This is a genomic window from Sorangiineae bacterium MSr11367, assembly GCA_037157805.1.
GTDB lineage: Bacteria > Myxococcota_A > Polyangia > Polyangiales > Polyangiaceae > Pendulispora > Pendulispora rubella.
Genome location: CP089983.1, coordinates 12257501 through 12279969, shown reverse-complemented (window position 1 = coordinate 12279969; position 22469 = coordinate 12257501). Strand labels below are relative to the sequence as shown.

The 22469-nt window shown below is 64.4% G+C and carries 17 protein-coding genes and 2 rRNA genes (1 of these 19 cut by a window edge); 12 read left to right on the top strand and 7 right to left on the bottom strand.

Features of this window, described 5'->3' with window-relative positions:
- Window positions 1-78 precede the first annotated feature (78 nt).
- The 5 genes from LVJ94_47690 (at window position 79) to LVJ94_47670 (ending at window position 6608) form a co-directional block, all read left to right on the top strand.
- A complete protein-coding gene (locus tag LVJ94_47690) occupies window positions 79-2376 on the top strand; it encodes a hypothetical protein (GenBank protein ID WXB04565.1) in 2298 nt (765 codons plus the stop codon).
- 54 nt (window positions 2377-2430) lie between these two features.
- The gene (locus LVJ94_47685) at window positions 2431-4197 is read left to right on the top strand and encodes a hypothetical protein (protein ID WXB04564.1); all 1767 of its coding nucleotides are present in this window, start codon (window positions 2431-2433) and stop codon (window positions 4195-4197) included.
- A gap of 24 nt (window positions 4198-4221) precedes the next feature.
- Complete coding sequence (locus LVJ94_47680) at window positions 4222-5004, top strand: carboxymuconolactone decarboxylase family protein (protein ID WXB04563.1); 783 nt, start codon at window positions 4222-4224, stop codon at window positions 5002-5004.
- 268 nt (window positions 5005-5272) lie between these two features.
- The gene (locus LVJ94_47675; GenBank protein WXB04562.1) at window positions 5273-5665 is read left to right on the top strand and encodes a hypothetical protein; all 393 of its coding nucleotides are present in this window, start codon (window positions 5273-5275) and stop codon (window positions 5663-5665) included.
- Window positions 5666-5678: 13 nt separating this feature from the next.
- Window positions 5679-6608: an MBL fold metallo-hydrolase gene (locus LVJ94_47670; GenBank protein ID WXB04561.1), complete on the top strand. Its 930-nt coding sequence runs from the start codon at window positions 5679-5681 to the stop codon at window positions 6606-6608.
- A 56-nt stretch (window positions 6609-6664) separates the two neighbouring features.
- On the opposite strand, the gene LVJ94_47665 is transcribed toward LVJ94_47670, so the two are convergent.
- The gene (locus LVJ94_47665; GenBank protein ID WXB04560.1) at window positions 6665-7039 is read right to left on the bottom strand and encodes a VOC family protein; all 375 of its coding nucleotides are present in this window, start codon (window positions 7037-7039) and stop codon (window positions 6665-6667) included.
- A 155-nt stretch (window positions 7040-7194) separates the two neighbouring features.
- Here LVJ94_47665 and LVJ94_47660 point away from each other — a divergent pair, with 155 nt between their 5' ends.
- Window positions 7195-8109 carry a hypothetical protein gene (locus LVJ94_47660; protein WXB04559.1) on the top strand — a complete coding sequence of 305 codons (915 nt, stop codon included), beginning with the start codon at window positions 7195-7197 and terminating at the stop codon, window positions 8107-8109.
- A gap of 55 nt (window positions 8110-8164) precedes the next feature.
- On the opposite strand, the gene LVJ94_47655 is transcribed toward LVJ94_47660, so the two are convergent.
- On the bottom strand, window positions 8165-9040 hold the full coding sequence (locus LVJ94_47655; GenBank protein WXB04558.1) for a dienelactone hydrolase family protein: 876 nt from the start codon (window positions 9038-9040) through the stop codon (window positions 8165-8167).
- Between the two features lie 58 nt (window positions 9041-9098).
- On the opposite strand from LVJ94_47655, the gene LVJ94_47650 reads away from it, so the two are divergent.
- Window positions 9099-11429 (top strand): GH92 family glycosyl hydrolase, encoded by a 2331-nt coding sequence (locus LVJ94_47650; GenBank protein ID WXB04557.1) that lies wholly within the window; start codon window positions 9099-9101, stop codon window positions 11427-11429.
- On the opposite strand, the gene LVJ94_47645 is transcribed toward LVJ94_47650, so the two are convergent.
- Window positions 11398-12165 (bottom strand): tyrosine-protein phosphatase, encoded by a 768-nt coding sequence (locus tag LVJ94_47645; protein WXB04556.1) that lies wholly within the window; start codon window positions 12163-12165, stop codon window positions 11398-11400. The genes LVJ94_47650 and LVJ94_47645 overlap by 32 nt on opposite strands.
- Window positions 12166-12205: 40 nt before the next feature.
- Between LVJ94_47645 and LVJ94_47640 the strand changes: the two genes are divergently transcribed.
- The 5 genes from LVJ94_47640 to LVJ94_47620 all read left to right on the top strand — a co-directional run bounded on the left by LVJ94_47640 (window position 12206) and on the right by LVJ94_47620 (window position 16415).
- Window positions 12206-13654 carry an MFS transporter gene (locus LVJ94_47640; GenBank protein ID WXB04555.1) on the top strand — a complete coding sequence of 483 codons (1449 nt, stop codon included), beginning with the start codon at window positions 12206-12208 and terminating at the stop codon, window positions 13652-13654.
- 44 nt (window positions 13655-13698) lie between these two features.
- A complete protein-coding gene (locus LVJ94_47635) occupies window positions 13699-14028 on the top strand; it encodes a multidrug efflux SMR transporter (GenBank protein ID WXB04554.1) in 330 nt (109 codons plus the stop codon).
- Window positions 14025-14597, top strand: coding sequence for a TetR family transcriptional regulator (locus tag LVJ94_47630; protein WXB04553.1), 573 nt, complete (start codon window positions 14025-14027; stop codon window positions 14595-14597). Before LVJ94_47635 ends, LVJ94_47630 begins: the two co-directional genes overlap by 4 nt.
- A 128-nt stretch (window positions 14598-14725) precedes the next feature.
- On the top strand, window positions 14726-15886 hold the full coding sequence (locus tag LVJ94_47625; GenBank protein ID WXB04552.1) for a M23 family metallopeptidase: 1161 nt from the start codon (window positions 14726-14728) through the stop codon (window positions 15884-15886).
- Between the two features lie 82 nt (window positions 15887-15968).
- Window positions 15969-16415, top strand: coding sequence for a nucleoside deaminase (locus LVJ94_47620; GenBank protein WXB10815.1), 447 nt, complete (start codon window positions 15969-15971; stop codon window positions 16413-16415).
- A gap of 14 nt (window positions 16416-16429) precedes the next feature.
- On the opposite strand, the gene LVJ94_47615 is transcribed toward LVJ94_47620, so the two are convergent.
- From LVJ94_47615 to LVJ94_47600, 4 genes are all read right to left on the bottom strand, one after another.
- Window positions 16430-18832, bottom strand: coding sequence for a transglycosylase domain-containing protein (locus LVJ94_47615; GenBank protein WXB04551.1), 2403 nt, complete (start codon window positions 18830-18832; stop codon window positions 16430-16432).
- Between the two features lie 76 nt (window positions 18833-18908).
- Window positions 18909-19298: a TfoX/Sxy family protein gene (locus tag LVJ94_47610; GenBank protein ID WXB04550.1), complete on the bottom strand. Its 390-nt coding sequence runs from the start codon at window positions 19296-19298 to the stop codon at window positions 18909-18911.
- A gap of 117 nt (window positions 19299-19415) precedes the next feature.
- Window positions 19416-19532: ribosomal RNA gene (gene rrf / locus LVJ94_47605) — 5S ribosomal RNA — on the bottom strand.
- A 131-nt stretch (window positions 19533-19663) separates the two neighbouring features.
- Window positions 19664-22469, bottom strand: a 23S ribosomal RNA gene (locus LVJ94_47600); it runs 154 nt beyond the window's last position.

Sequence of the window (22469 nt, the reverse complement as noted above, 5' to 3'; positions counted from 1 at the left end):
CGTCACCTATTCGGGTGACTGCCCGATGAACGGGGTGATTCTTATTCCATCCTCGATGCATTGCCCGAGGAGGGACTCATGCAACGAGGTACACTTCTACCGATTATCGTTCTGATAATCGCCACGGCATTGGGGTTCGTGGCCTGCGAAAGCACCGAACCGACACGCCCCGCCGAATCTTCCACCCACGAGTCCATCGTGACCTTTGGACACGGGGTCTTCGTCGGCGCGAACGGCAAATCCATTTCTCCCGATTTGGCGCTCCTGCGCCGCACCCAAGAGGAATTCATCGATGTGCTGCGGCGTCAGGCCGCGACCATGGGCCACCCCTCGTCGCATGCCGTGGAAAGCCGCATTGCCGGCGAGATCGCCGACGAGGTTCTCGCACGGGCGCGGTTCATCGATTGGCTCAACGAGGACGTGCAGCCGGTCGACCGCATCCGCATTGGCACGGTCAACGAGGCGCTTCGCACGTATTACGTGGAGCAGTTCGCGCCCGCGGACATCGCCGCCAACGAAACGCGCAAACGGAACCTCCTGACCGCTACGTCGTCGGGCGGCGAAAAGTACATTCGCGAGTGCGTGGCCGCCGGCGTGCCCATTCCGCCGCCCATGTTCTCGAGCTCGTGGACGAACCGAGGCCTCATCGACGACGACTTCCTCGGCACCGGCGGCGCGGAGGTGATGCACTACGAGAGCACCCAGCCCGCCGGCACCTGCCTGGCGCTTCCGCGCTACCAGTCCGATGGAAAAACGATTTCCCTTCTGGGCATCATTTGCCTCGGCACCGTGAGCAACAAAGCGTGCTTCTGGGACAGCCCCCGCAGCGGCCCGCGCTTCACCCGCGGCGAGGTGATCGACATCAATCGCTTCGTCGGCGGATTCGACCTCAAGGCCAACAACCAGGGCGAGTGCACCGATTGCCATGGCGGTGAAAATCCTTTCGTCGTGCACCCCGAAAAGACGCCCTTCGTCGGCTTCTCGGCCTTTGGCACGGCTTGGTACGATCCGCTCGTTCACGCCGATTGGCTGCAAAACGCCGGGCCCACCAACCTGCTCGACGCGATTTCCTCCCCCGGCCGCTGCGACACTTGCCATCGCGCGGGCGGGTCCGGGCGCTTTCCTGCGCTCTCGACGCGCATGAGCGGCTATTGCGCGCGCGTCTTCGAAAACGCGGTGAGGCCGCGCCCCTCGCCGGGCACCATGCCGCCGTACGATATGGACCAATCGCAATTCAAGGCCCATATCGAAGCGCTTCGGGCACAATGCAAGGCGCCGCCATCGACCGGCACGGTGGTCCCCGTCGACACCAAGGACGACCCGTCCCACGTCTCGCCGCCCATCGTCATCGACCCGCTTTACGCCTGCGCCACCCAGGTCGCCGTGCGCGGGGCCATCCTCGATGCCAAGGTGACGTTGTCCATCAACGGATCCGACGTGGGAAGCCTCACCGCACGCAATCCCGCGCAAGAGGTGTTCAGCGTCCCCGCGCTGTCCGTCGGAGATCAAGTGGTCGCGCGCCAGGAGTCGGCCGGCGTCGTCTCGGGGCCCTCGGCCACGGTCATCGTGCGCGATCACAGGGTCGACTACCCGGCGGGGCTGCCTGCGCCGGTGATCGATCCGTCGTTGATTTACGAATGCGCCGAGATCATCGCCGTGCGGCACGTTCCCGGGGCCGTGCTCACCGTCACCGTCAACGGGGGTTCGCCCGTCAGCGGTGGGACCAGCACGGATTGGACGGCCATCTGGCCGGGCAAACGTCCCTTCGCCGTGGGCGATGCCTTCGAGGCAACGATCCAATTGTGCAGCGACGTGAGCCCGCCGTCGGCCGTCGAGAAGGCGGTGAGCGCACCGGCCAGCCTCTCCGCGCCCACATTCGATCCGCCGATGACGTTCACCGGGCAAGAGCTGGTGAACCTGTCGTCGCTCACCAATGGGACGCACACGAAGATCGACGTGGCCGGCGTTGGTTCCGCCGGGGGCTTCACCACGCCCATTTCGTGGTTTCCCAATTACGATATCAAAACACCGCTCGGCCGAAGCCTGATCTCCGGGGACGTATTGGTCGCGCAGCAAACCTTGTGCAAGCCGGGCCCCACCATCAAAACGCCGCCGGCGAGCCAATGCGAGGAGTTGCCGGCACCGCGCATCCATCAACCCATCGCCGGCACCAATTTCGTGGTCGTATGGCAATCCATTCCCGGCGCGCGCATTCGCGTGTACGACGCGGGCGGGAACGAAATCGGCGATGGCAGCGGCACCATCATCGTGTTGAACCGCACCCTCACGAGCAGCGATGTCCTCACCGTGGTGCAGCAAGTGGGCGACTGCCGCAGCAAGACGGGGTACCGCATCAGCGTGCGCGGCAAAAATTAGCACTGCCGCGGCACACGGGAAGGTTTTTCCCGGTTGCGGGTATCATCGTATCGAATGATGCCTTACCGCACGCGCCCCGAGCCCGAGGATCTCGAGCTCGGGGCCGACCCCGAGCTGCTCGCGCAGCAACGCCGGCAGAAGCTGCGCCGGACGATCGCGAGCCTCGGGGTGCTCGCCACGGCGGGCGGCTTGGTCGCGGGCGCACTCGTGCTTCGCGACCAGCACGTCCACCGCGCCGCGAGGCAAGAGGCGTGGGATCGGCTGGCCACGTGCCTCGTGGGGGCGGCGGGCGCATTGCCCCCCGAACAGGCGAGCCTCCGCGTGCGCAACGCGCAACTCGCCGTTCTCGGCGCACCGTCGGGCCGACAGGGCGATCGCGGGATCCCGGCATGGCCCGCGCGGTGCGGCCCACTTGCGCATCGACTCGCGCGCGCGGCTCGACGCGAGGGGGACGCTCCCTCACTGGCCGATTCGAGTGAACGCATGGGCACCGCTTTGTCGGATCCAGATAGCGGTACAGCCAACCTCGAGCCGCACGTTCGCGCCGTTTTCGCCGCCGCCACGGCGATCCCTTTGGCGGCACGGCTCCCGCCCGACGCCCTCGAAGCACCTGCGCCGGCGTCGCCCTTGCACGTGACCACACTCCCCAGGGCCGCGCGGCTGCCGGGCGAGTCGGTGCCCATCTCCGGCATACGCCCGTCCCCCCTTTACGAGGGGGCGCTGCGTGTCATCGTGACAGGCCTTTTCCCGGAGCGCGCGGCGTGCGTGCTCGGACAGGACGGGAAGGAGATGACATGCTCGTCGCTGGACGCCCCCAAACGCCCCAACGTCACCTCGGACCTTCAGGTGTGGTGCACGGGTGGGCAGATAGCGCTCGACGGCGGCAACATCCTCATGCCGCGGCGCGTGGGGGACGTTGATCCCGACGAATCTCCTATCGCGTGTGACACGCCCGATCCGTGTCCGTCGGCACTCGAAGACGGCAGTTTGGCCTATATCGCAGCCAAGCGCTCCGCGAACGAGCCTTACCTCGAACGGCTCGTCCGCATTTCGGCGAATGGACGCTATTCGCAGAACAAATCGGTCGATCATGTTCCCGGCGAGGAACTCGTACATGCCGATCTCGACGATGTCGTGCGTGTTCAAGAAGACGCGCGCGAGGCGCCGACGCTGGGCCGCTGCCGGGCGAATGGCACAGACATCGTCGCTACCGCAAGTTGGGGCCTCTGTCGGAACGTCGCGGGGATGCCCTATGTCTACCTTTCGTACTTCGATGGGCGTCGCTGGTTACCGCCCATCGAAGCCACAGGAACCGTCGGCCAGATTCATTGCGGCTCCGGAGAAGCGATTCTAACCCACGTGCGCCCGCCCACGAGCGTCTACGGAGCGCCTCCCTCACCCTTTTTCGATGGGACGCTCGAAGAAACCCACTGCACCTCCGCCGCGTGCGCCAAGCAAACGTTGCGTCTCGCCGAAATGATTTACCGCTCGACCGACATTCTTCCCATTCACGAGGACTCCGTAGCCACGACGCACCTCGATGGGAAGCTCGTGGTCGTATGGTCCGCGGGAGTCCGCGGCGGCCTTCGCATGAGGATGGCGCCCATCGATCGCATCGCTTCGGTGCCCGATACCATCCTTTACGACGACCATATCCGTGCCGGAGGTTTCGAAGACATCTCGACCCTTCGCGGCTTTCGCCTGGTTCCTTTTGCTTCGGGCGTGATCTTGTTCCTGGAAACGGTGGACGGCACGTTTGCGCTTCGCATCGACCCCACGGGCAAGGTGGAACCTCTTCCGTCGAAGATCGTCACCCCGTGACGGTGCGCGCGCTAAAACGGCCGCATGACCGACGAGCGATTCGACCGAGGGCTGAAGATCTTTCGTAGCCTCAACGACGAGCGGACCGCGAGCCCCGCCGAAACATTGGCGGACCTCGCACCGGATTTCGGGCGGATGACCCTATCCGCCTTGGGCGACTTCGTGGGCCGGCCCGGGCTCGACGTGCGCACACGCGAAATTGCGACCGTGTGCATGCTGTCCGCGCTCGGCCATTGCGAGCCTCAATTGCAACTTCACATTGGCATGGCGCTGCGCGCGGGGGCGGCGCCCAAGGAGATCGTCGAAGCGTGCATGCAGGTCAGCGGATACGCTGGTTATCCGCGCGCGCTCAATGCCCTCGCGGTCGCGCGCCGGGCCTTCGAGGAGCACGGCGTCACCGTCAGCGACGCCCCGCGCGAGGTCGTCCTCGCCTTCGTGAACGCGTTCCAATCGGGTGACTTGCCGGGCGCCATCGGGCTGCTCGCCGACGACATCGTGCTCCACGTGCCGGGCGAGCGCGCGGTGATTCCCTGGGCGGGCACTTGGCGCGGACGCGACGAAGTGGTCACCTTCCTGAAGACGGAAAGCTCCGAGGCGCAGCATACGTACTTTCGCCCCGGCGAGCCGCTCGCCTACCACGACCGCGTCTTTCTCCCCGGCGCCGAAGGCTTCCGCTTCGTGAACCGCAACTCGTCCTACGAAGGAAAATTCGTCGCCGAATTCGCCGTCCGCCAGGGCCGCATCACCCTCTTTTACATGCACCACGACAGCGCGGGCATCTCCAAAGCCTACACGGGCGGCGCTTAGATCGATTCGCCGCGTCGCGTTCCCATTCAAATCGAATTACGAATGCGACGACTTCGTACTTCGCATTCTCTTCGCGATATGAAAATTTCTATCGTATGCGCTCCTCGCGCCTTGGTCACATAGGGCGCTTTGGGGTTACCTGCACACCCCAAGACGGCCGCGACCATGAACGCGCGGCGGGGTGACGCACATTCGCCGCACCCATGCATCGTTTTTCGGGCACAGTTCTCTGGCCGCGGCCCCGCCGAAAGGCACGGAGGCATACCCCATGAAAGTAGAACGACAAGATCCCATTCTCCTCGTCGACCTTCGCACCGCCCAAGATGTCCTTACCGGCGCCAGCGCGCTCGACGCGCCCATTGCCATCCTCGACGGCGCCGTCCTCGAGCTCCCGCGCTTCGGCATGCTCGTACTCGCCAGCAAGGACAAAGGAGCGCCCATCCCCGATGAGGTGAGCAAACGCTGGAAGGAATGGGTCGAGTCACGCACCACCGAGATCAAGGGCAAGTGCGCCGGCATCGCCATGGTCACCAGCTCCACCGCGCAAGCCATGGTGTTGCGCCTCGCCGCCCCGGTGATCAAACGCATGTTCCACGCGCCGACGAAACCCTTCTCGGACGAAGCGAGCGCACGGCAGTGGCTCACGTCGCAGATGACGTAATCGCGGCCTCCCGATGATCCGAGGACGAACACGGCGGCTCGTAGCCTTGGCGCTCACGCTCGTGCCCCTCGCGCTGCTCGCAAACTCGTTCCGTGCGGCGCCGCTCCTTGCACCGGCGCCGCTGCCCGATCCTCTTCCCCCCGCGTCGCCGCCGGCCGACGTGGCGCTGTTCCAATTGCCCACCGGCGTGACGCACCGGAGTGCGGCCTTCGCCTACCGCGGTGGTTCATTCCGCGACGCACGCGACTTCGCGATGACCGCCGCGCTGGTGAAGCATCCGCGCGGCGACCTGCTCGTGGACACCGGCTTCGGCCGCGACGTCGACACGCATTTCCAGCGGATGCCCTTCCTCTTTCGCGCCATCACGTCCTACGAGCAGGGCCGCTCCGCCGCCGAGCAACTCGACGCCACCGGCTACGATCGCACGCGGCTGCGCGGCATCCTGCTCACGCACGCGCACTGGGACCATGTGAGCGGCATTCCCGAGTTTCCGGGCGTGCCCGTCCTGGTCAACGCCGACGAACGGCGCTTCGTCGACGAAGGCGGCTGGCGCACCGCCATCGCGCGCATCGGCCCCCCGCGTTTCGACACGTACGCCTTCGAGGGCGGCGCCTACCTCGGCTTTCCACGGAGCCACGACGTATATGGCGACGGATCCATCGTCGTCGTTCCCGCATCCGGGCACACGCCCGGCTCGGTCATCGTGTTCGTCGCTTTGGCCAACGGCCACCGCTACGCGTTCGTCGGCGATCTGGCCTGGCAGCGCGAAGGCATCACCGAGCGCGAAGAGCGCCCTTGGCTGGCGCGCACCTTCGCCGACGGCGATCCCGACCAGGTCCGCGAGAACCTCGTGCACATGGCCGCCATCGCCACGCGCTTTCCCGAGCTCACGCTGGTCCCCGCGCACGACGCCCGCGCATTCGGCGCCCTGCCGACGCTTTAGTCCTTTTCTTCCGTTTGCCGGGAAAACGTACCCGTTGGTTCGGATGAACCCGAAGGTCACGAAAGCGGCTGCACGAGGGCGAGTATGTTTCCTTCCGTGTCTTTGAACCACGCCGCCTTGGCGCCCCCGGCGGTGGCAATGTCGTCCTGCATGCCCGGCATGTCGTACGTTTCGAATCGAACGCCCTTGGCCTTGAGCTCGGCCACCTCCCGTTCGATGTTGTCGACCTGCCAAAAGGCTTGGCTCGCCTGGGACGTGCCCGCATGGGGCGTGGGGTAGAGAAAGCAGGCGGTGCCACCGGCAAACTCGTACGTCACGCCGCCCGAGAGCTCACTCTTGGGCTGGAAGCCGAGCGTCGCTTCGTAAAAGCGTCGCGCTCGAGCCATGTCCTTGGCGGGGAGATAGGCGTACATCGGTGATTTCTGCAACATTGGGCTCCTCCTCGATGTGCGGAGGACGAACGAATCGTGCCAATACCGACAACCGCGCACGACGTTTTTTGGGCGCGGTGACGGATTCACCCGTAAGGGCACAACCCGCGGGTATGCCCCTACCGATTCGCTTGGCCGTAGCTTCCCTGCTCCCTTTGATCGTTTGGAACCTGGCGGCGTGCTCCGACGGTGCCGATTCCGGCGGTCGGTCCACGGATGACCCGCTCGCGAGCGCACCCGACGGCGGGTGCGACCCCGGCCCGCCCACCGACGCTGGCACCGACACGGGCGCCGACGCTGGCGGAACTTGCCGCGGAACGCCCTTTCACGAGGCGCTGGTGGTGCCCTTGCCCAGCACGTACACCGTAGCCGGCTTCACCTTTTTCTCGGGATACCGCGAATTCGAAGAATTCGACTTTGCCACGCAGCAGGATCCCCGGCGCGTTCTCCATCACGCGCACGACGATTTCGTAAATGGGAATCTCCAAGTCCTGCGCGAAGACCAAATTTACCATCCTGAAGAGCGAATTCTTTCGCTGGCCAAGAACCAACGCATTTCGGAAATCACCCGCTCGGGTCAGCTGCGCGAATACCGGGTCCGCCAATCGAGCGACGCCAATCTCCAGGATTACACGTACAACTTGCCCACGCTCGGTCCCACCTCGGTGATGACCACGGTCGACCGTTGGAACACCCCGAGCACGGGCCGAACCGAGTATTACCTCGTGCGCAACGGCGCGGAGATCTATCAAAAAGAAGGATACAAAACGGTATGGTCCATGGCCGCCAACTTGGCGGGCTCCGGCACCAGCGCGTGGGAAGGCCTCGCAGCCACCTCGGAAGAGTCGACGGGAGGCCTCGTTCTCTTCCTCAATGCCAAACTCGATGCCGGAGGCTATGGCATCTTCGAACAACGCTGGCCAAACTCCCTGCCTTCGAGCGCCGGCCCCGCGGCATTGGTCATGCCCAATACGCACGCCGTGCCTTTCGGGGTCTCCGACGACGGATGCGAATTGTACGCAAGCCGCAAAAATGGGAGCAATTTGGAAGTCGTCGTCTATCGGCGTTGATCACGAGCCCGTGCCATGGACGCGGCGCAGGCGCGCGGCGTCCGTGGCCGGGGGCTTAGCGCGGCGGCTGTCGCAGAAAGAGCAGCACGTCCTCGCCCCACGCGTTCATTCCATAGCCACAAAATTTGCCGTGCCCTTCGCGAGGCGTGGTCCCGAACCGGGGAAAGATCCGCATGCGGTGCGGTTTCTCGGCGGCGGCCATCGCCTCGGCCAATGCGCGGCTCGGCGTGGTGTCGTAATCGTTTTGCGCCTGCACGAAGAACACGGGGACCTTCGCATCGGATACCGCCTTCTTCAGGCGCACTTGGAGTTCGGGCGATGTCGCCCACGTCGCAGAGGCCCCTGCAAAGTCGACCGCGGCCGAGAGCCCCAGATCTTTCTCGGCCGTGAGCACGGTCTGAATCCCACCAAAGGAACACCCGGCGACCGACACGCGCGCACGGTCGGCGTACGGTTGCTCCCGTATCCAATCGATGGCCGCAACGACGTCCGCATTTTGCGCGTCCATCTCGTCGACCAGGGCGCGCACCCGTTCGCCCACGGGATGGCGCCCGACGACGTCCTCCCAATACGGCCCCTCGGATCCGAGGGACCCGCGGCGATAGGGCATGAAGAAGACGAAGCCGTGGCCCCGGAACCAGTCCGCGAGTGCACCGGCCCATTCGATCGAGGGCTCGGCCTCGCTTCCATGGTTGTACACGACGACGGGAAAGGGGCCCGCGCCCGCGGGCTTCACCACGAAGCCGCGAAGCAGGTAGGGCCCGCTTCGAAAATGCACCTCCCCGGGCTCGTGTCCCGCGTCCACCTCTTCGAGCGCGCCCTTCTTGCCGTCGTCGCTCGGTTTGGCGCAGGCGCTTGCCCCGAGCGCGAGGCACAACGCTGCACGGACGAGCCACTCGAACGAGGTCCCTACGTCACGCGATCGTCGCATGCACGCTCCATCGGCCAACCGGTGACGCAGGGTGCGTGAAGAGTTAGTCTCATCCGCCATGAGCCGACCCTTCGCGGCAGCGCTGACGGCGATCTTGCTCGATGTGGGGGCCACCGCCATGGCGGCCAGCCCCGCGGCCTTGCCCGCCGACGACGTCGATCCCTTGATCGGCAGCACGGGCGGTGGCAACACGTACCCAGGGGCGACCGCGCCCTTCGGCATGATCGCGTGGAGCCCCACCAGCACGCGGGGCGATCAGACCAGCACCGGCGCGGCCAACGGCTACGAGTACGGGACGACCCGCCTGCGCGGCTTCAGCCTCACGCACGTCAACGGCGCAGGGTGCAACCCCGGCGCGGCCGGCGACGTTCCCATTTTTCCGCACGCGGGCGACGTCACCTCGTCGCCCACCGCCGACGTCACCGACGCCATCTACGCGAGCAATTTTTCGCACGCCGCCGAACGCGCGCAACCGGGGCGCTACGAGCTCGACTTGGCCAACGGCGTGACGACGGACGTCGCCACCACCGAGCGCACCGCCATCGGCACCTTTCAGTTCCCCGCAGGGAAGCCGGCGAATCTGCTGTTTCGCACGTCGAACTCGCTCAATGGCAGCGAGGATGCCGAAACGCACCTCGATCCGGTACACCGTCGGGTGACCGGCTCGGTGCTCACCGGCGCCTTTTGCGGCCGGCGCGCGAACGGCGGCATCAACAACCGGAAAAGCTACTACCGCCTTCACTTCGTCGCCGAATTCGATCAGCCCTTCACGGGCACCGGCACGTGGAAGGACGCCACCCTCCAGCCGGGAGGGCTCGACCAAACCGGCGGAGAAGGCTACGCCACCGGGAACGATCGCAAAGGCCGCGGCTCCGGCGGGTACGTCACCTTCGCGCCCGGCAGCCACGTGACCATGCGGCTCGCCATCTCGTACGTCAGCCTCGAGGGCGCGCGCGAGAACCTTCGCGCCGAGCTGCCCGCACGCGCCACCGTCGACGGCGTCGCCGCCGCTACCCGGCGCGCGTGGAACCACCACCTGGGCCGCATTCAAATCGGCGGCGGCACCGCGGCACGACGCACCATCTTCTACACGGCCCTCTACCATGCCTTGCAGCAGCCGAACCTGGTCAGCGACGTCGATGGCCGCTACCTCGGGATGGACCGGCAGCCCCATCGCCTCGAGCGCGGCCAGGATGCGCAGTACTCGAATTTCTCGGGCTGGGACCAATACCGCGCGCAGATCCAGTTGCTCGCGCTGCTGGAGCCGCGCGTCGCGGGAAACTTCGCGCAGTCGCTGCTCAACTACGCCAAGCAGAACGACGGCGTGTGGGACCGCTGGGTGCACATCAACGGCGCAACTCACGTGATGACCGGCGATCCCTCCGCCGCCACCCTCGCGACCTTCCACGCCATGGGCGTGCGCAACTTCGACACGCGCGGCGCGTTCGATTCGCTCTACCGACAGGCCACGGTGCCGCGCCCCGAGGGGCTGCAGGACGCCGGTTGCCCCGGCCAATGCGTCGGCCAGCGCCCCAACCTCGCGCAGTACATCGCCTCGCACTACAGCGCCAACGACGCGTGCCATTGTTGGGGCGGCGCCGCCGAGACACTCGAGGACGCGGTGGCGGACTTCGCACTGGGCCGCTGGGCGCGTTCCCTTGGCGATGCACGCATCGCGGGCGAGCTCACCGCACGCGGTGGCTATTGGCGCAACGTCTTCAACCCCGCCACGGGCTACGCCCAAGCGCGCAACCTCGACGGCGCGTGGGTCGCACCGTTCGACCCGGCGAGCGATCGCGGCTTCGCCCAGGGCAGCAGCGCCGCGTACACGTGGATGGTTCCGCACGACGTCGCCGGCCTCGCCGAGGCCATGGGGGGACGCGACCAAGCCATCGCACGGCTCGACGCCTTCTTCCACGACGCGAACGGCGGCTGGCTTCTGCGCGGGGGCGGCCCGCTCAAGTACGACCCCACCAACGAGCCCGACATCCACGCGCCCTGGTTGTACAACGAGCTCGGGCAGCCGCACAAAACGCAGGAAACCGTGCGCGAGATCGTCGACACGATCTACACCACGGGACCTTCCGGGCTGCCCGGCAACGATGATCTCGGCACCATGTCGGCCTGGTACGTCTTCGCCGCGTTGGGTCTCTACCCGCGAACCCCGGGCTCTGCCGAACTGCTTCTGTCGGCGCCTTCGTTCCCGAGCGCGTTCGTCCTGCCCGATGGCGGTGCCCCCATCGTGATTTCCACGTCGGGCGAAGGGAAATACATCGAGAGCCTGCGCCTCGATGGCGTCCCTCACCGGGATTGGAAGCTCGGCGAGGACTTCCTGCGCGAGGGAGGCATTCTCTCCTTCACCTTATCGCCTCGACGCCCTCTACCTTAGCGCCATCGTCGAGCAGGCGCGCCCGCAACCGCACCAGGTCGGCCGGGCTCATGCCCGCGCCGAGCAAATACGCCTCGACGTCGAGGTTTTCCACGGTTTGCCGGAGCGCATCGCGCGCGGTCATGTTCTTTCGGGCCATGAGCCCCGCGACTTGGTCGAGATCCCCGTCGCCCATGCCCATGCGCTGGAACAGGCTTCGGAGCGGCTCGGTGGTCAGCTCGTAGTCGTCGGCGATGGTTTCGATGTCCACATCGGCCAAGGCGAGAAGGAGCAAGGAGACCAGCCCCGTTCGGTCGCGTCCCGCCGAGCAGTGAAAGATCACGGCGCCGGTTTCCGCCTGCGCGATGGCCGTCAAGACGGCCACGACCCGCTCCGCTTTGCGCTCGAGAAAGGGCCGGTAGTAAAGCGGCGTGCCATGGATCTCTTGGGAACGGAGAAACCGCCAGAGTTCGACATCCTCGATCCCATCGAGGGGCACATGGACGCGGCATATTTCCGCATGCCGAGCGGCATCCACCGCATCGGCCGTCCCCCGCGCCTCGCGGTCGTTGCGCAAGTCCACGACGGTGCGCACCCCCGCGTCGTGGGCAGCATGCCACCCCAAGGCGGTGACGAACCGCAAATCCGCCGAGCGAATCAGCTGCCCGTAGCGAAGGGCGCGCCCTGCACGGTTGCTCAAACCGCCGAGATCGCGTGCGTTGTAAAAGCCTTCCCAGGTAACGTGCCGTTCACCCATGCGATCCAATTTACCGCACGGCGCGAGCGCAGAACGAGGCATGCCCTTTCGAGAGCAACTGCGCAGCTTCACGCGGCCGTTTTGGGCGGCCAACGTCATGGAAGTCTTCGAGCGGCTCCCGTACTACGGGGCGCGCGTCGTCGTGCCGGTGTACATCGCCAGCTCGCAAGATCCCAACGGCCTGCACTTCGACAACCGCGCCAAGGGCATCATCCTCACGTGCTGGACGCTCATCCAGTCCTTGCTGCCCATGTTCGTCGGTGGCTTCGCCGACAAGTACGGACGCCGCACCACCATGGGCGCCTCCGTCGGGCTCAAGGTCGCGGGCTACCTGCTCATGGCCACGCAGCGATCGTTCTGGGGCTTCTTCCTCGGCTGCCAACTGCTCGCCGTGGCCAGCGCCTTCTTCAAGCCGGGGCAACAAGCCACCCTGGCCCGCGCGCTCGATGAGCGCAACTCCGCGCTCGGTTGGGGAATCGTCTACCAGGTCGTGGGCCTCGCGGGCTGGCTTGGCCCGCCGGTCGCCGGGTTTTTGCGTCGTCTCTCGTGGAGCTGGGTCTTTCTCGCGTGCGCCGCCATCGTCGGGCTGAATGGGCTCGTTCTTTTGAACTACCGAGAGCCTCCACCCTCCGCGGAGGAGACCATGCACACGCGCAGCACATGGGGCGTGGTGGTGCACGCCGTCCGAACCATGGTGCGCCCGCGATTGCTCGCCTTCCTCGTGGCGATGTCCGGCTTCTTCGGCCTCTACTTCCAGCTCTTCGATTCCATGCCCAACTACATCGAAGAGTGGATCGATAGCCGCGACGTCATCGCCTTGTTCGGCCTTCGCGAAGGCTGGCTGGCTGTCTCCACGCCACGCGGGCTGCAGGTGCCGCCAGAGTTGCTGATCAACATCGAGGGGACGGCGGTCGTCCTGCTCATGCTCCCCATCACGGCCTTGACCGCAAAACTGGCGCGCCTCCCGGCCTTGGCCGTCGGCGGCAGCATCCTATCCGTGGGCTTCCTTCTCGCCGGCATCACTCCGATGGGGCTCTGCGCGTTGTTCGGCATCTTCGTCTGCGCGCTCGGAGAAATGATGGGCGGGCCCAAGTTTTGGGCCTACCTGGCCTCCATCGCACCGCGCGGCGAGGAAGCGCTCTACATGGGCTTCACCGGCGTGCCTGCGGCCATCGGCGTCACCGGCGCGACCTACGCCGGCAGCTTTCTCTACGACCGCGTCGCCGACAAAGCCAACCTCGCCCTGCGCTACCTCGGAGAGCACCGCCTGGTTCCCCCCGAGACCCTCGCCTCGCTCACGCGCCCCCAGGCCATGGCCGAACTCCAGCGCGTCACCCAGCTCGACGCCACACGAGCCACCCGGCTTCTCTGGGACACGTACCACCCGTACACGTTCTGGTTCGTCTTCGTCGGCCTCGGCCTAGCGAGCTCGATGGCCTTCGTCCTCTACGCGCGAGCAGCTCAGCGCTGGGAACAGGGAAAATCCTAGGGTAGCCTTGCCTATTGGGACGATCGTCCCAATATATCCGGGGCATGAATCCGTACCTCCTTTTGGCCATCGCCATCGCCGCGGAGGTCACCGCCACGTCGGCGTTGAAGGCCTCCGAGAACTTCGCGAAGCTGCTGCCCTCCGTGGTCGTGGTGATTGGCTACGTGGTGGCGTTCGGCGCACTCGGCCGCCTGTTGAAGGACGGGTTCCCCATTGCCGTGGCCTACGCGATTTGGTGCGCCGCGGGCATCGCGGGGGTGGCCCTCATTGGTGCACTCTTTCTGAAGGAGCCGCTCAACCTGACGATGGTCGGCGGGCTGGCGCTGGTCATTGGCGGCGTGGTCATGCTCGAACTGGGGCGCTCGCACTCATGACCATGGTCGATGGGCGCAAGCTCCGAGGCGATCGGAAGCGGGAGGCCCTCATCCATGCCACGCTGCGGTTGGTCGAACGCGATGGTCTCGCCGGCATCACGCACAGGCGCGTGGCCAACGAAGCCGGGGTACCGACGGCGTCGACGACGTACCACTTCGCGAGCCTGGATGATCTGCTGGTTGCCACGCTCACCTGGTGCGCGGACGAATTCGCGGTCGCCGTCGGCGATCGGGTCGCGCGCGCCGGTGGCGATGCGCGTGAAGAGATCCGCGCATTGGCCGAGATGATCGCGGAAGCCCTGGGGCCCGGTCGCGGGCGGTTGATGGCAGAGTACGAGCTTTACTTGCTCGCAGCTCGCCGGCCGGCCCTTCGTCCCGCGGCTCGTCGTTGGGCCGATATTTTGACCACGGTCGTGCAGCACGACGACAACGTGGCGTTCCGCGCATTCGTCGCGGGCCTCGACGGCCTGCTCATGCAGGGAATGATTCGCGACACGCCGCCCACCGTCGAGGAACTCGAGCCACTGGTCGCCTCGTTGATGCGCTCCGCCAGGGGCCAACGAAGCTAAGGGCAACGCGGAAGGGAAGCTTCCGGGAGATGGAACGAACGATTCCTTGGTCGCGCAGCCTTCATCATTCCGAAGGGCATCTTTCGCGCACCGAGTACGTGGCCCAACGCTTGCCCTAGGGCTCGCCCATGCCCTACGCGAAGCCCGCTGCCCTCGCCCTTCTGGGCATCGTCCTCTCCATCGGAGCGGCGTGCTCGAAGTCGGTCGATGGCCCCTCCCCGTCCGCGGATCTCGTGGAGATGGATGCCTCGAGCCAAACGCGTTCGGAACTCGGGGTCGAGACGTGGGGCATGCACCTCGGCGAAGGCCGTTTCACCGTGGTGAGGGGCTACGACGCGTCGAAGACCGCCATCGTCGAATTCGACTACCAGACGAGGCGCGGGGCCAAGTACGGCTTCGAGGCGCGGCTCCGAACCAAGGAGAGCTCCGTCCGCATGGAACTCGCGACGGCAGGCACGTCGTCCCCGCTCGAGGTCCTCGAGAATACGTTCAAAACCAATGCGCAGGCGCGACAGGTTCTCGATCGCGTCGTCGCCGATCTCGCTGCGCAAACGCCGCGCGCCCAATCCGTGAAATCGCTGACCGATGCGGACGGAGGAGGCCTCGTCGAAGGCCCGACGAACCTACTGCCGGGTTGCGCCGGTGCGATCGTCCAATCGGCGAACGAAGGCGCATCGACGGCGTCGAAGTGCGCGGGCACGAATGCGAGCGACTGCAATTCGGCCGGGATTGGGCGCGCCGTGCAAGCCCAAGACGCCAATGGGACCCAGTGCAACGACGGCCCGAAGATGGATCGCTTTCCGGTCGCGGGCCCGCACAACCTCGGCTACGACGCCAATTGGGCCACATGGGCCTGCGATGGTTCGAACGCCAACAGCGACTACCATACGGGCGCCGGCGATGCGAATCACCAGAGCGGGCACTTGGGCAACGACGTCTTCGCGGCCGTCGGCACGAAGCTCGTCGCCATCACCGATGCCACCGTCGTGGAGACCACGACGGAGGATCCTTCGCACGATCCCGGCGCATCACCCATCGGCGGCAACTCGATCACCCTCAAGGACAAGGACGGGTGGAGCTATTACTACGCGCACATGGACTCACCGTCGACGTTGGCGAAAGGCCAGAGCGTGATGGCGGGCCAGGAGGTCGGCGCCCTCGGCAAGAGCGGCCAAGCGCGCGGTACGGAGGCACACTTGCATTTCTCCATCTACCCGAACGACGACTACGACCAGGGCATCGATCCGTACGATCGACTCGAGAAGGTCGATCAGGACGCCTGCCGCTGACCCGCGTCGCGGTTGCGCTGCGACGCGATGTGGCTTAAGTGATGCCGTGTTGGACCCGGACGAGCAGCGCGATACGACGTGGATGCAATTGGCCCTGGCCGAGGCCGACGCGGCCGCGGCCCGCCTCGAGGTGCCCGTCGGGTGCATCCTCGTGGGCGCCGACGGTGTGGAAATCGCGCGCGGGTACAACCTGCGCGAAGCCCTGCTCGACGCCACGGCGCACGCGGAAATGGTGGCCCTCCGCGCCGCGGCTGCGAAAGCGCCGAGCTGGCGTCTCGACGGGGTCACGGCCTACATCACCTTGGAGCCCTGCATCATGTGCGCGGGCGCGTTCGTCCATGCCCGCATCGCACGCGTGGTCTACGGGTGCGACGACCCGAAAGGCGGCGCGCTCCATTCGCTCTACACCGTGGGGCAGGACACGCGATTGAATCACCGTTACGAGGTCACGCGTGGCGTGCTCGCCGACGAGTGCGCCGCACGCCTCCGCGCCTTCTTCGCCGCCCTCCGCGCGCAAGGAAAGAAGTAGGGCGGAGCAGTCGTCTATTTCTGAATCGACTGCTCGAAGAGCCGCGAGCCAATGACCGGCGACCGGGGCGGGGGTCGCGGCTGCTCCGGCTTGTGGAACATCAGCGTCTCGGAGAGCCCGTAATCGAGCTCCCCGCGCGAGATCGTTCCGCGCTTGAATGCGGTCTCCATCAAGAAGCGAATCGACTTGGTCCACGACTCGGAGAGCTCCCCACGCTCGTACGTCTTGTGGTACGCGAGCGGCCGCGGCAAAAGCGAGGAGAGGAAGAACGCCTCGGGCAAGTGGATCTCCTCGGGCTTGCGACCGAAGTAGTGCTCGGAAGCGTGCCCGACGCCGTACACGTCGGGCCCGAACTCCACGACGTTCAAGTAGAGCTCCATGATCTCCTGCTTGGAGAAATTCTGCTCGAGGTAGCTCGCCAGGATGACCTCCTCGAACTTGCGCGACAACGTCTTTTCGCGCGACAAAAAGAGGTTCTTCGCGAGCTGCATCGTGATGGTGCTCGCCCCACGCACGAACCGCCGCGCCTTCAAGTTGGCGATGAGCGAATCGCGAATGGCGCGGTGGTTGAAGCCATGGTGGCGAAAGAAGGCGCCGTCCTCGGTGGTCAGCACCGCCACCTGCAGGAAGGGACTGATGGCCCCGAGCTCCGTCCACGCTTCGGTGCCCGGCCCCGTCTCCTCCTGCCCCACCGTTCCATCGGGGTGATACACCTGGTGCAGGAACGGCTTCGTGAAGCGGCCGTGGTCGATCTCCTGCGGCACCACCGTGAGCTTGCAGAGGTTGTCGAAGTCGTAGTCGAGCAGCAAGTCGTCGAGCTTGCGCGAATCGAATTGCAGCTGGCCCTTTCCACCGAAGGTCCCCTTCATCGCGGCGCCGCTCAGGGTGGGGAGAAGCGCGCCGGGGATGCTCTCGAACAGCGCCTGACACTGCGCCTGCGGCACCGCGAACGACAGCGATCCCAGCGCATGGCTGCCGGTCTGCTCCAGGGTACCGCGAACGGCCACGCGCAGCGCGCCCAACGTGGCCTGTGCATCGTCGATGCGCAGAAGGCCCTTGTCGTTCAGCGCGCCCCGGGCCCGCGCCGAGATGGCCAGGCCTCGCACCACATCGTCGGCGAGCTTCGGGTTGGAGATGGAGAGATCCTTCGCCCCCACGTCGATGTCGAAGGCCAGCGCATCGCCCGCATCGGAGAGCACGAGGCTCCCTTTCCCGGACAAAGTGCCCCGGCCCACGTCGGTCAGGCCGCCCGCGCCCTCCTTGACACCGAGCGGTGCCAGCGCGACCGGCCCGCCGGCCAGCGAAAGCTCCATGTCACCCCGCTCGAGCGGAATGTCCCCGCGCAGCGACAGCGGCGTACCCGAGTGCGATTCCGTCGCGCGGTTCGTGGAGAACTCCACGGCGAGCCGATCCCCGCGCCGGGCAACCGACACGGGCCCCGGCCCCACGGTGAGCCGGTCTGCATCACGGCCCCATCGGAACGAGAGCCCCTCGACGTGCAGGGTCGCCTCCGGTTCCCAATGCTTCGCCAGGCCCTTGGCCAGAAGACCGAGCCGCGTTCGCATCGCATGCAAATCCGGCAGGGACAACAGCGGGGTGGGGTCCTGCGCCGGGTCCGGCGGTGGTGGCGGCGAGCCTTTCGCGCGTGCACTCGCCAAACGGCGGGAACGCGGGCCGGGTTCTTCCCGTTGCGTGGGGGCAGGCGGCGGCTCCGCGGGCGCGCTTGCCGGCTTCTTGGTCGACGACTCCATGGGTGCCGGCGCGGCAAGTTCCACCGCGACGCGCGCAGCCTGCGCCTCGGCCAGCGCGCCCTGCTTCGAAAAGCGCGCCCCCGCCTCGCTGAGTTCGACGCTCCATCCATCGTGATGCGCGTGGAGCTCCGGCACCGTCACCCGCATTCCGTCTTCGTCGCGGGCCAAGGCGATCCCCGATCCCTCGACCCCGTCCGCCCCGCCATTCCACGCGATGGACAAAGCATCGGCGGTGACCTCGAGCAGCCGCTTGCCGGTGGGCGCGCCCGCGCCCTTCGAGGGATGCCGCGCCCGCCACGCATCGAGCTCCTTCTCCAGGTCGTCCAAGGCCCCATTGGCCTCGACGTGCCCGCCCACGACCGCGACCTTCTTCGGTCGCAGCCACATATCGAGCGAAATCTCCACCTGGGACAACGTCGCCCGCGCCCCGCTCGTGCCCTCGGGGCGAACATCCACATCGGACAATTTCAGGGCAAACCAGCCTGGGCGAATGCTTCCCACGCCCACCTCGAGCCCGCGTTTTTCGGCCACGGCCTTTACCCGTCCCCGCATCAGTGGGGGAAACGAAAGCACGACGACCAAACCAACGCCGGCCACACTCAACAGCACCCAGCGAACGATCCCCGTTGGAATCGCGGCCAGCGCATCTCGAAGTCGACGCAACACCCATCGAGGTTAACGCGAGATGCCGCGAAATCGATCGATGGAGAAATGCTTGAGCACGCAACGAAAGCGCAGCCGTCTACTCTCGCGGCTTTTTCGCCGCGGCTTTCTTCTTCGGTTTGGTCACTTTTTTTGGTTTGGCGTTTCCCCTCGAAACGAGGGTATGCGCACGCGCGACCCAAGCTTTTAGCCGTTTCGAATCCCCCGAAACCGTTTCCGGCAAAAGCACCCAATGCGACATGGCTTTCCCACCGGGAGCCCACGGTCGCGCCCCGGACAAGGCCATCGCTTTTTGGAAAGCCTCTTCATCGGGAAGTTTGACCCCAATGAGGCCTTCTTTCCAAACCATCGCGAAGATCGCCCCGCCGACGAAGAGGGCATCGCAGCCAAACATCTTCTTGTGCCCGAGATCCGACAACGAGTCCGCCGCGCGCGTGAGATCTTCGAACAGCTTGAGCTTGTCGAGCATGGCGGGAACCATGGAGCACATGGCCTCGCTTGGCCATGGCGATCCGCGCCAACGCGATCGGCAAGGACAAAAAAAGAAAGGCCCGAGTCGTAATCGACTCGAGCCCTCATAAGAAAATCCCGGCGGCGTCCTACTCTCCCACACGGCTTCCCGTGCAGTACCATCGGCTCCGAAGAGCTTAACTTCCGAGTTCGGGATGGGATCGGGTGTGGCCTCTTCGAGATCACCACCGGAAACTGTGGGTGTCCACGTTTCCGAGCGTGTCTGTTGCTCAGTGAAAAGATCGTCTTTTCGAAACGGGTGCTAGCAAAACGAGCTTCGCAAACCCAATCCTGGGTGCGAACTCAAGTGTTTGCCTTAGAGACATGGTCAAGCCGCACGACCTATTAGTACTGGTCGACTCCGTCATTTACATGACTTCCATCCCCAGCCTATCAACCTTGTAGTCTACAAGGGGTCTTTAGAGGCTTGCGCCTGGGATACCTTGTCTTGAGGCCGGCTTCCCGCTTAGATGCTTTCAGCGGTTATCCGTTCCGCACATAGCTACCCAGCTGTGCCACTGGCGTGACAACTGGCTCACTAGAGGTGCGTCCAACCAGGTCCTCTCGTACTATGGTCAGCTCCTCTCAAGTATCCTTCGCCCACGGCAGATAGGGACCAAACTGTCTCACGACGTTTTAAACCCAGCTCGCGTACCGCTTTAATCGGCGAACAGCCGAACCCTTGGGACCTGCTCCAGCCCCAGGATGCGATGGGCCGACATCGAGGTGCCAAACCACTCCGCCGATGTGAACTCTCAGGAGTGATCAGCCTGTTATCCCCAGAGTACCTTTTATCCGATAAGCGATGGCCCTTCCATTCGGGACCACCGGATCACTAACGCCTGCTTTCGCACCTGCTCGACCTGTCGGTCTCGCAGTTAAGCTCCCTTGTGCGTTTGCACTCTACGCCTGGTTTCCAATCAGGCTGAGGGAACCTTCGCACGCCTCCGTTACGATTTAGGAGGCGACCGCCCCAGTCAAACTGCCCGCCAGGCAGTGTCCCCCGCCCAGGTTATGGGCGCAGGTTAGAATCCCAGAACATCCAGGGTGGTATTTCAACGGTGACTCCATCGAACCCAGAGGCCCGACTTCAAAGTCTCCCACCTATCCTACGCAGAATGTCCCGAAACTCACTGCCAAGTTGCAGTAAAGGTTCATGGGGTCTTTCCGTCTTGCCGCGGGTAGAGGGTATCTTCACCCCCAATACAATTTCGCTGAGTCCCTGGTCGAGACAGCGCGGATGTTGTTATGCCATTCGTGCAGGTCGGAACTTACCCGACAAGGAATTTCGCTACCTTAGGACCGTTATAGTTACGGCCGCCGTTTACTGGGGCTTCGGTTCAATGCTTCGCTTGCGCTGACATGTCCCCTTAACCTTCCAGCACCGGGCAGGCATCAGACCCTATACGTCGTCTTACGACTTTGCAGAGTCCTGTGTTTTTAGTAAACAGTCACAACCGCCGTTTCTCTGCAACCCTCCGACGCTCGAGACGCGAAGTCTCTCACGAAAAAGGGCACACCTTCTCCCGAAGTTACGGTGTCAATTTGCCGAGTTCCTTAACCAGGGTTCTCTCACGCGCCTTGGAATACTCTTCCCGCCCACCTGAGTCGGTTTGCAGTACGGTTACCGAAGGGGCTCTGTACGCAGATTTTCTTGGAAGTGTGGAATCACCAAGTTACGAAGCCGAAGCTTCGCCTCATCACCTCTCGGGCTAATGTCTCACTGTTTGTCTCTCTCGAGTCCTGGTGAGACACCCTACGGGCTTGAACACGGCAAACCAACGCCGCGCTTGGCCTATCCTACTCCGTCCCTGCTTACTTCAACGCCTTCCTCGGTAGCACAGGAATATTAACCTGTTGTCCATCACCTACGCCTCTCGGCCTCGGCTTAGGTACCGGCTAACCCATGGGAGGATTATCCTTCCCCAGGAAACCTTGGGCTTACGGCGAGCAGATTTCTCATCTGCTTTATCGCTACTCATGCCTGCATAAGCTCTTCTCACGTCCGATACCGGTCCTCACGGTCCGGCGTGTATCTACGTGAGAATACTCCTCTACCGCTTATTTCTAAGCCCGTAGCTTCGGTGCTGACCTTTAGCCCCGTTATATTTTCGGCGCGGACTCGCTTGACCAGTGAGCTATTACGCTTTCTTTAAAGGATGGCTGCTTCTAAGCCAACCTCCTGGTTGTCAATGCGCTTCCACATCCTTTGACACTTAGGTCAGACTTTGGGACCTTAGCTGACGATCTGGGCTCTTTCCCTCTCGACAATGCAACTTATCTCGCACTGTCTGACTCCCGGATACTACTCAACGGCATTCAGAGTTTGATTGGGTTTGGTAATCTGGTAGGACCCCTAGCCCATTCAGCGCTTTACCTCCGTCGGTATTCGTCCGAGGCTATACCTCAATATATTTCGAGGAGAACCAGCTATCTCCCAGCTTGATTAGCCTTTCACTCCTATCCTCAGTTCATCCCCTTAATTTTCAACTTAAGTGAGTTCGGTCCTCCAGACGGTGTTACCCAATCCTTCAACCTGACCAAGGATAGATCGCTAAGGTTTCGGGTCTACGCCACGCGACTTGTCGCCCTGTTAGGACTCGCTTTCGCTCCGGCTTCACCTATCGGCTTAACCTTGCCACGTAACGTAACTCGCAGGCCCATTATGCAAAAGGTACGCGGTCACACATTCCCTTGCGGGCATAGTGCTCCCACTGCTTGTAGGCGTACGGTTTCAGGTACTATTTCACTCCCCTAGCCGGGGTGCTTTTCACCTTTCCCTCGCGGTACTAGTTCACTATCGGTCAGTCAGTAATATTTAGCCTTACGGGATGGTCCCCGTAGATTCCCGCCGGATTGCACGTGTCCTGCGGTACTCAGGTACCTGCTACGGTCTGTCTTCATTTCGTTTACCGGGCTATCACCGTCTCTGGCCGGCCGTTCCATGCCGTTCAACTATAAAGACTCGCCGATGTCGCAGGCCCTACAACCCCTCAAGACTTGCGTCTTGAGGTTTGGGCTCTTCCCCTGTCGCTCGCCGCTACTGAGGGAATCGAGGTTTCTTTCTTTTCCTCCAGGTACTTAGATGTTTCAGTTCCCTGGGTTTGCCGCGTACGACTATGAATTCATC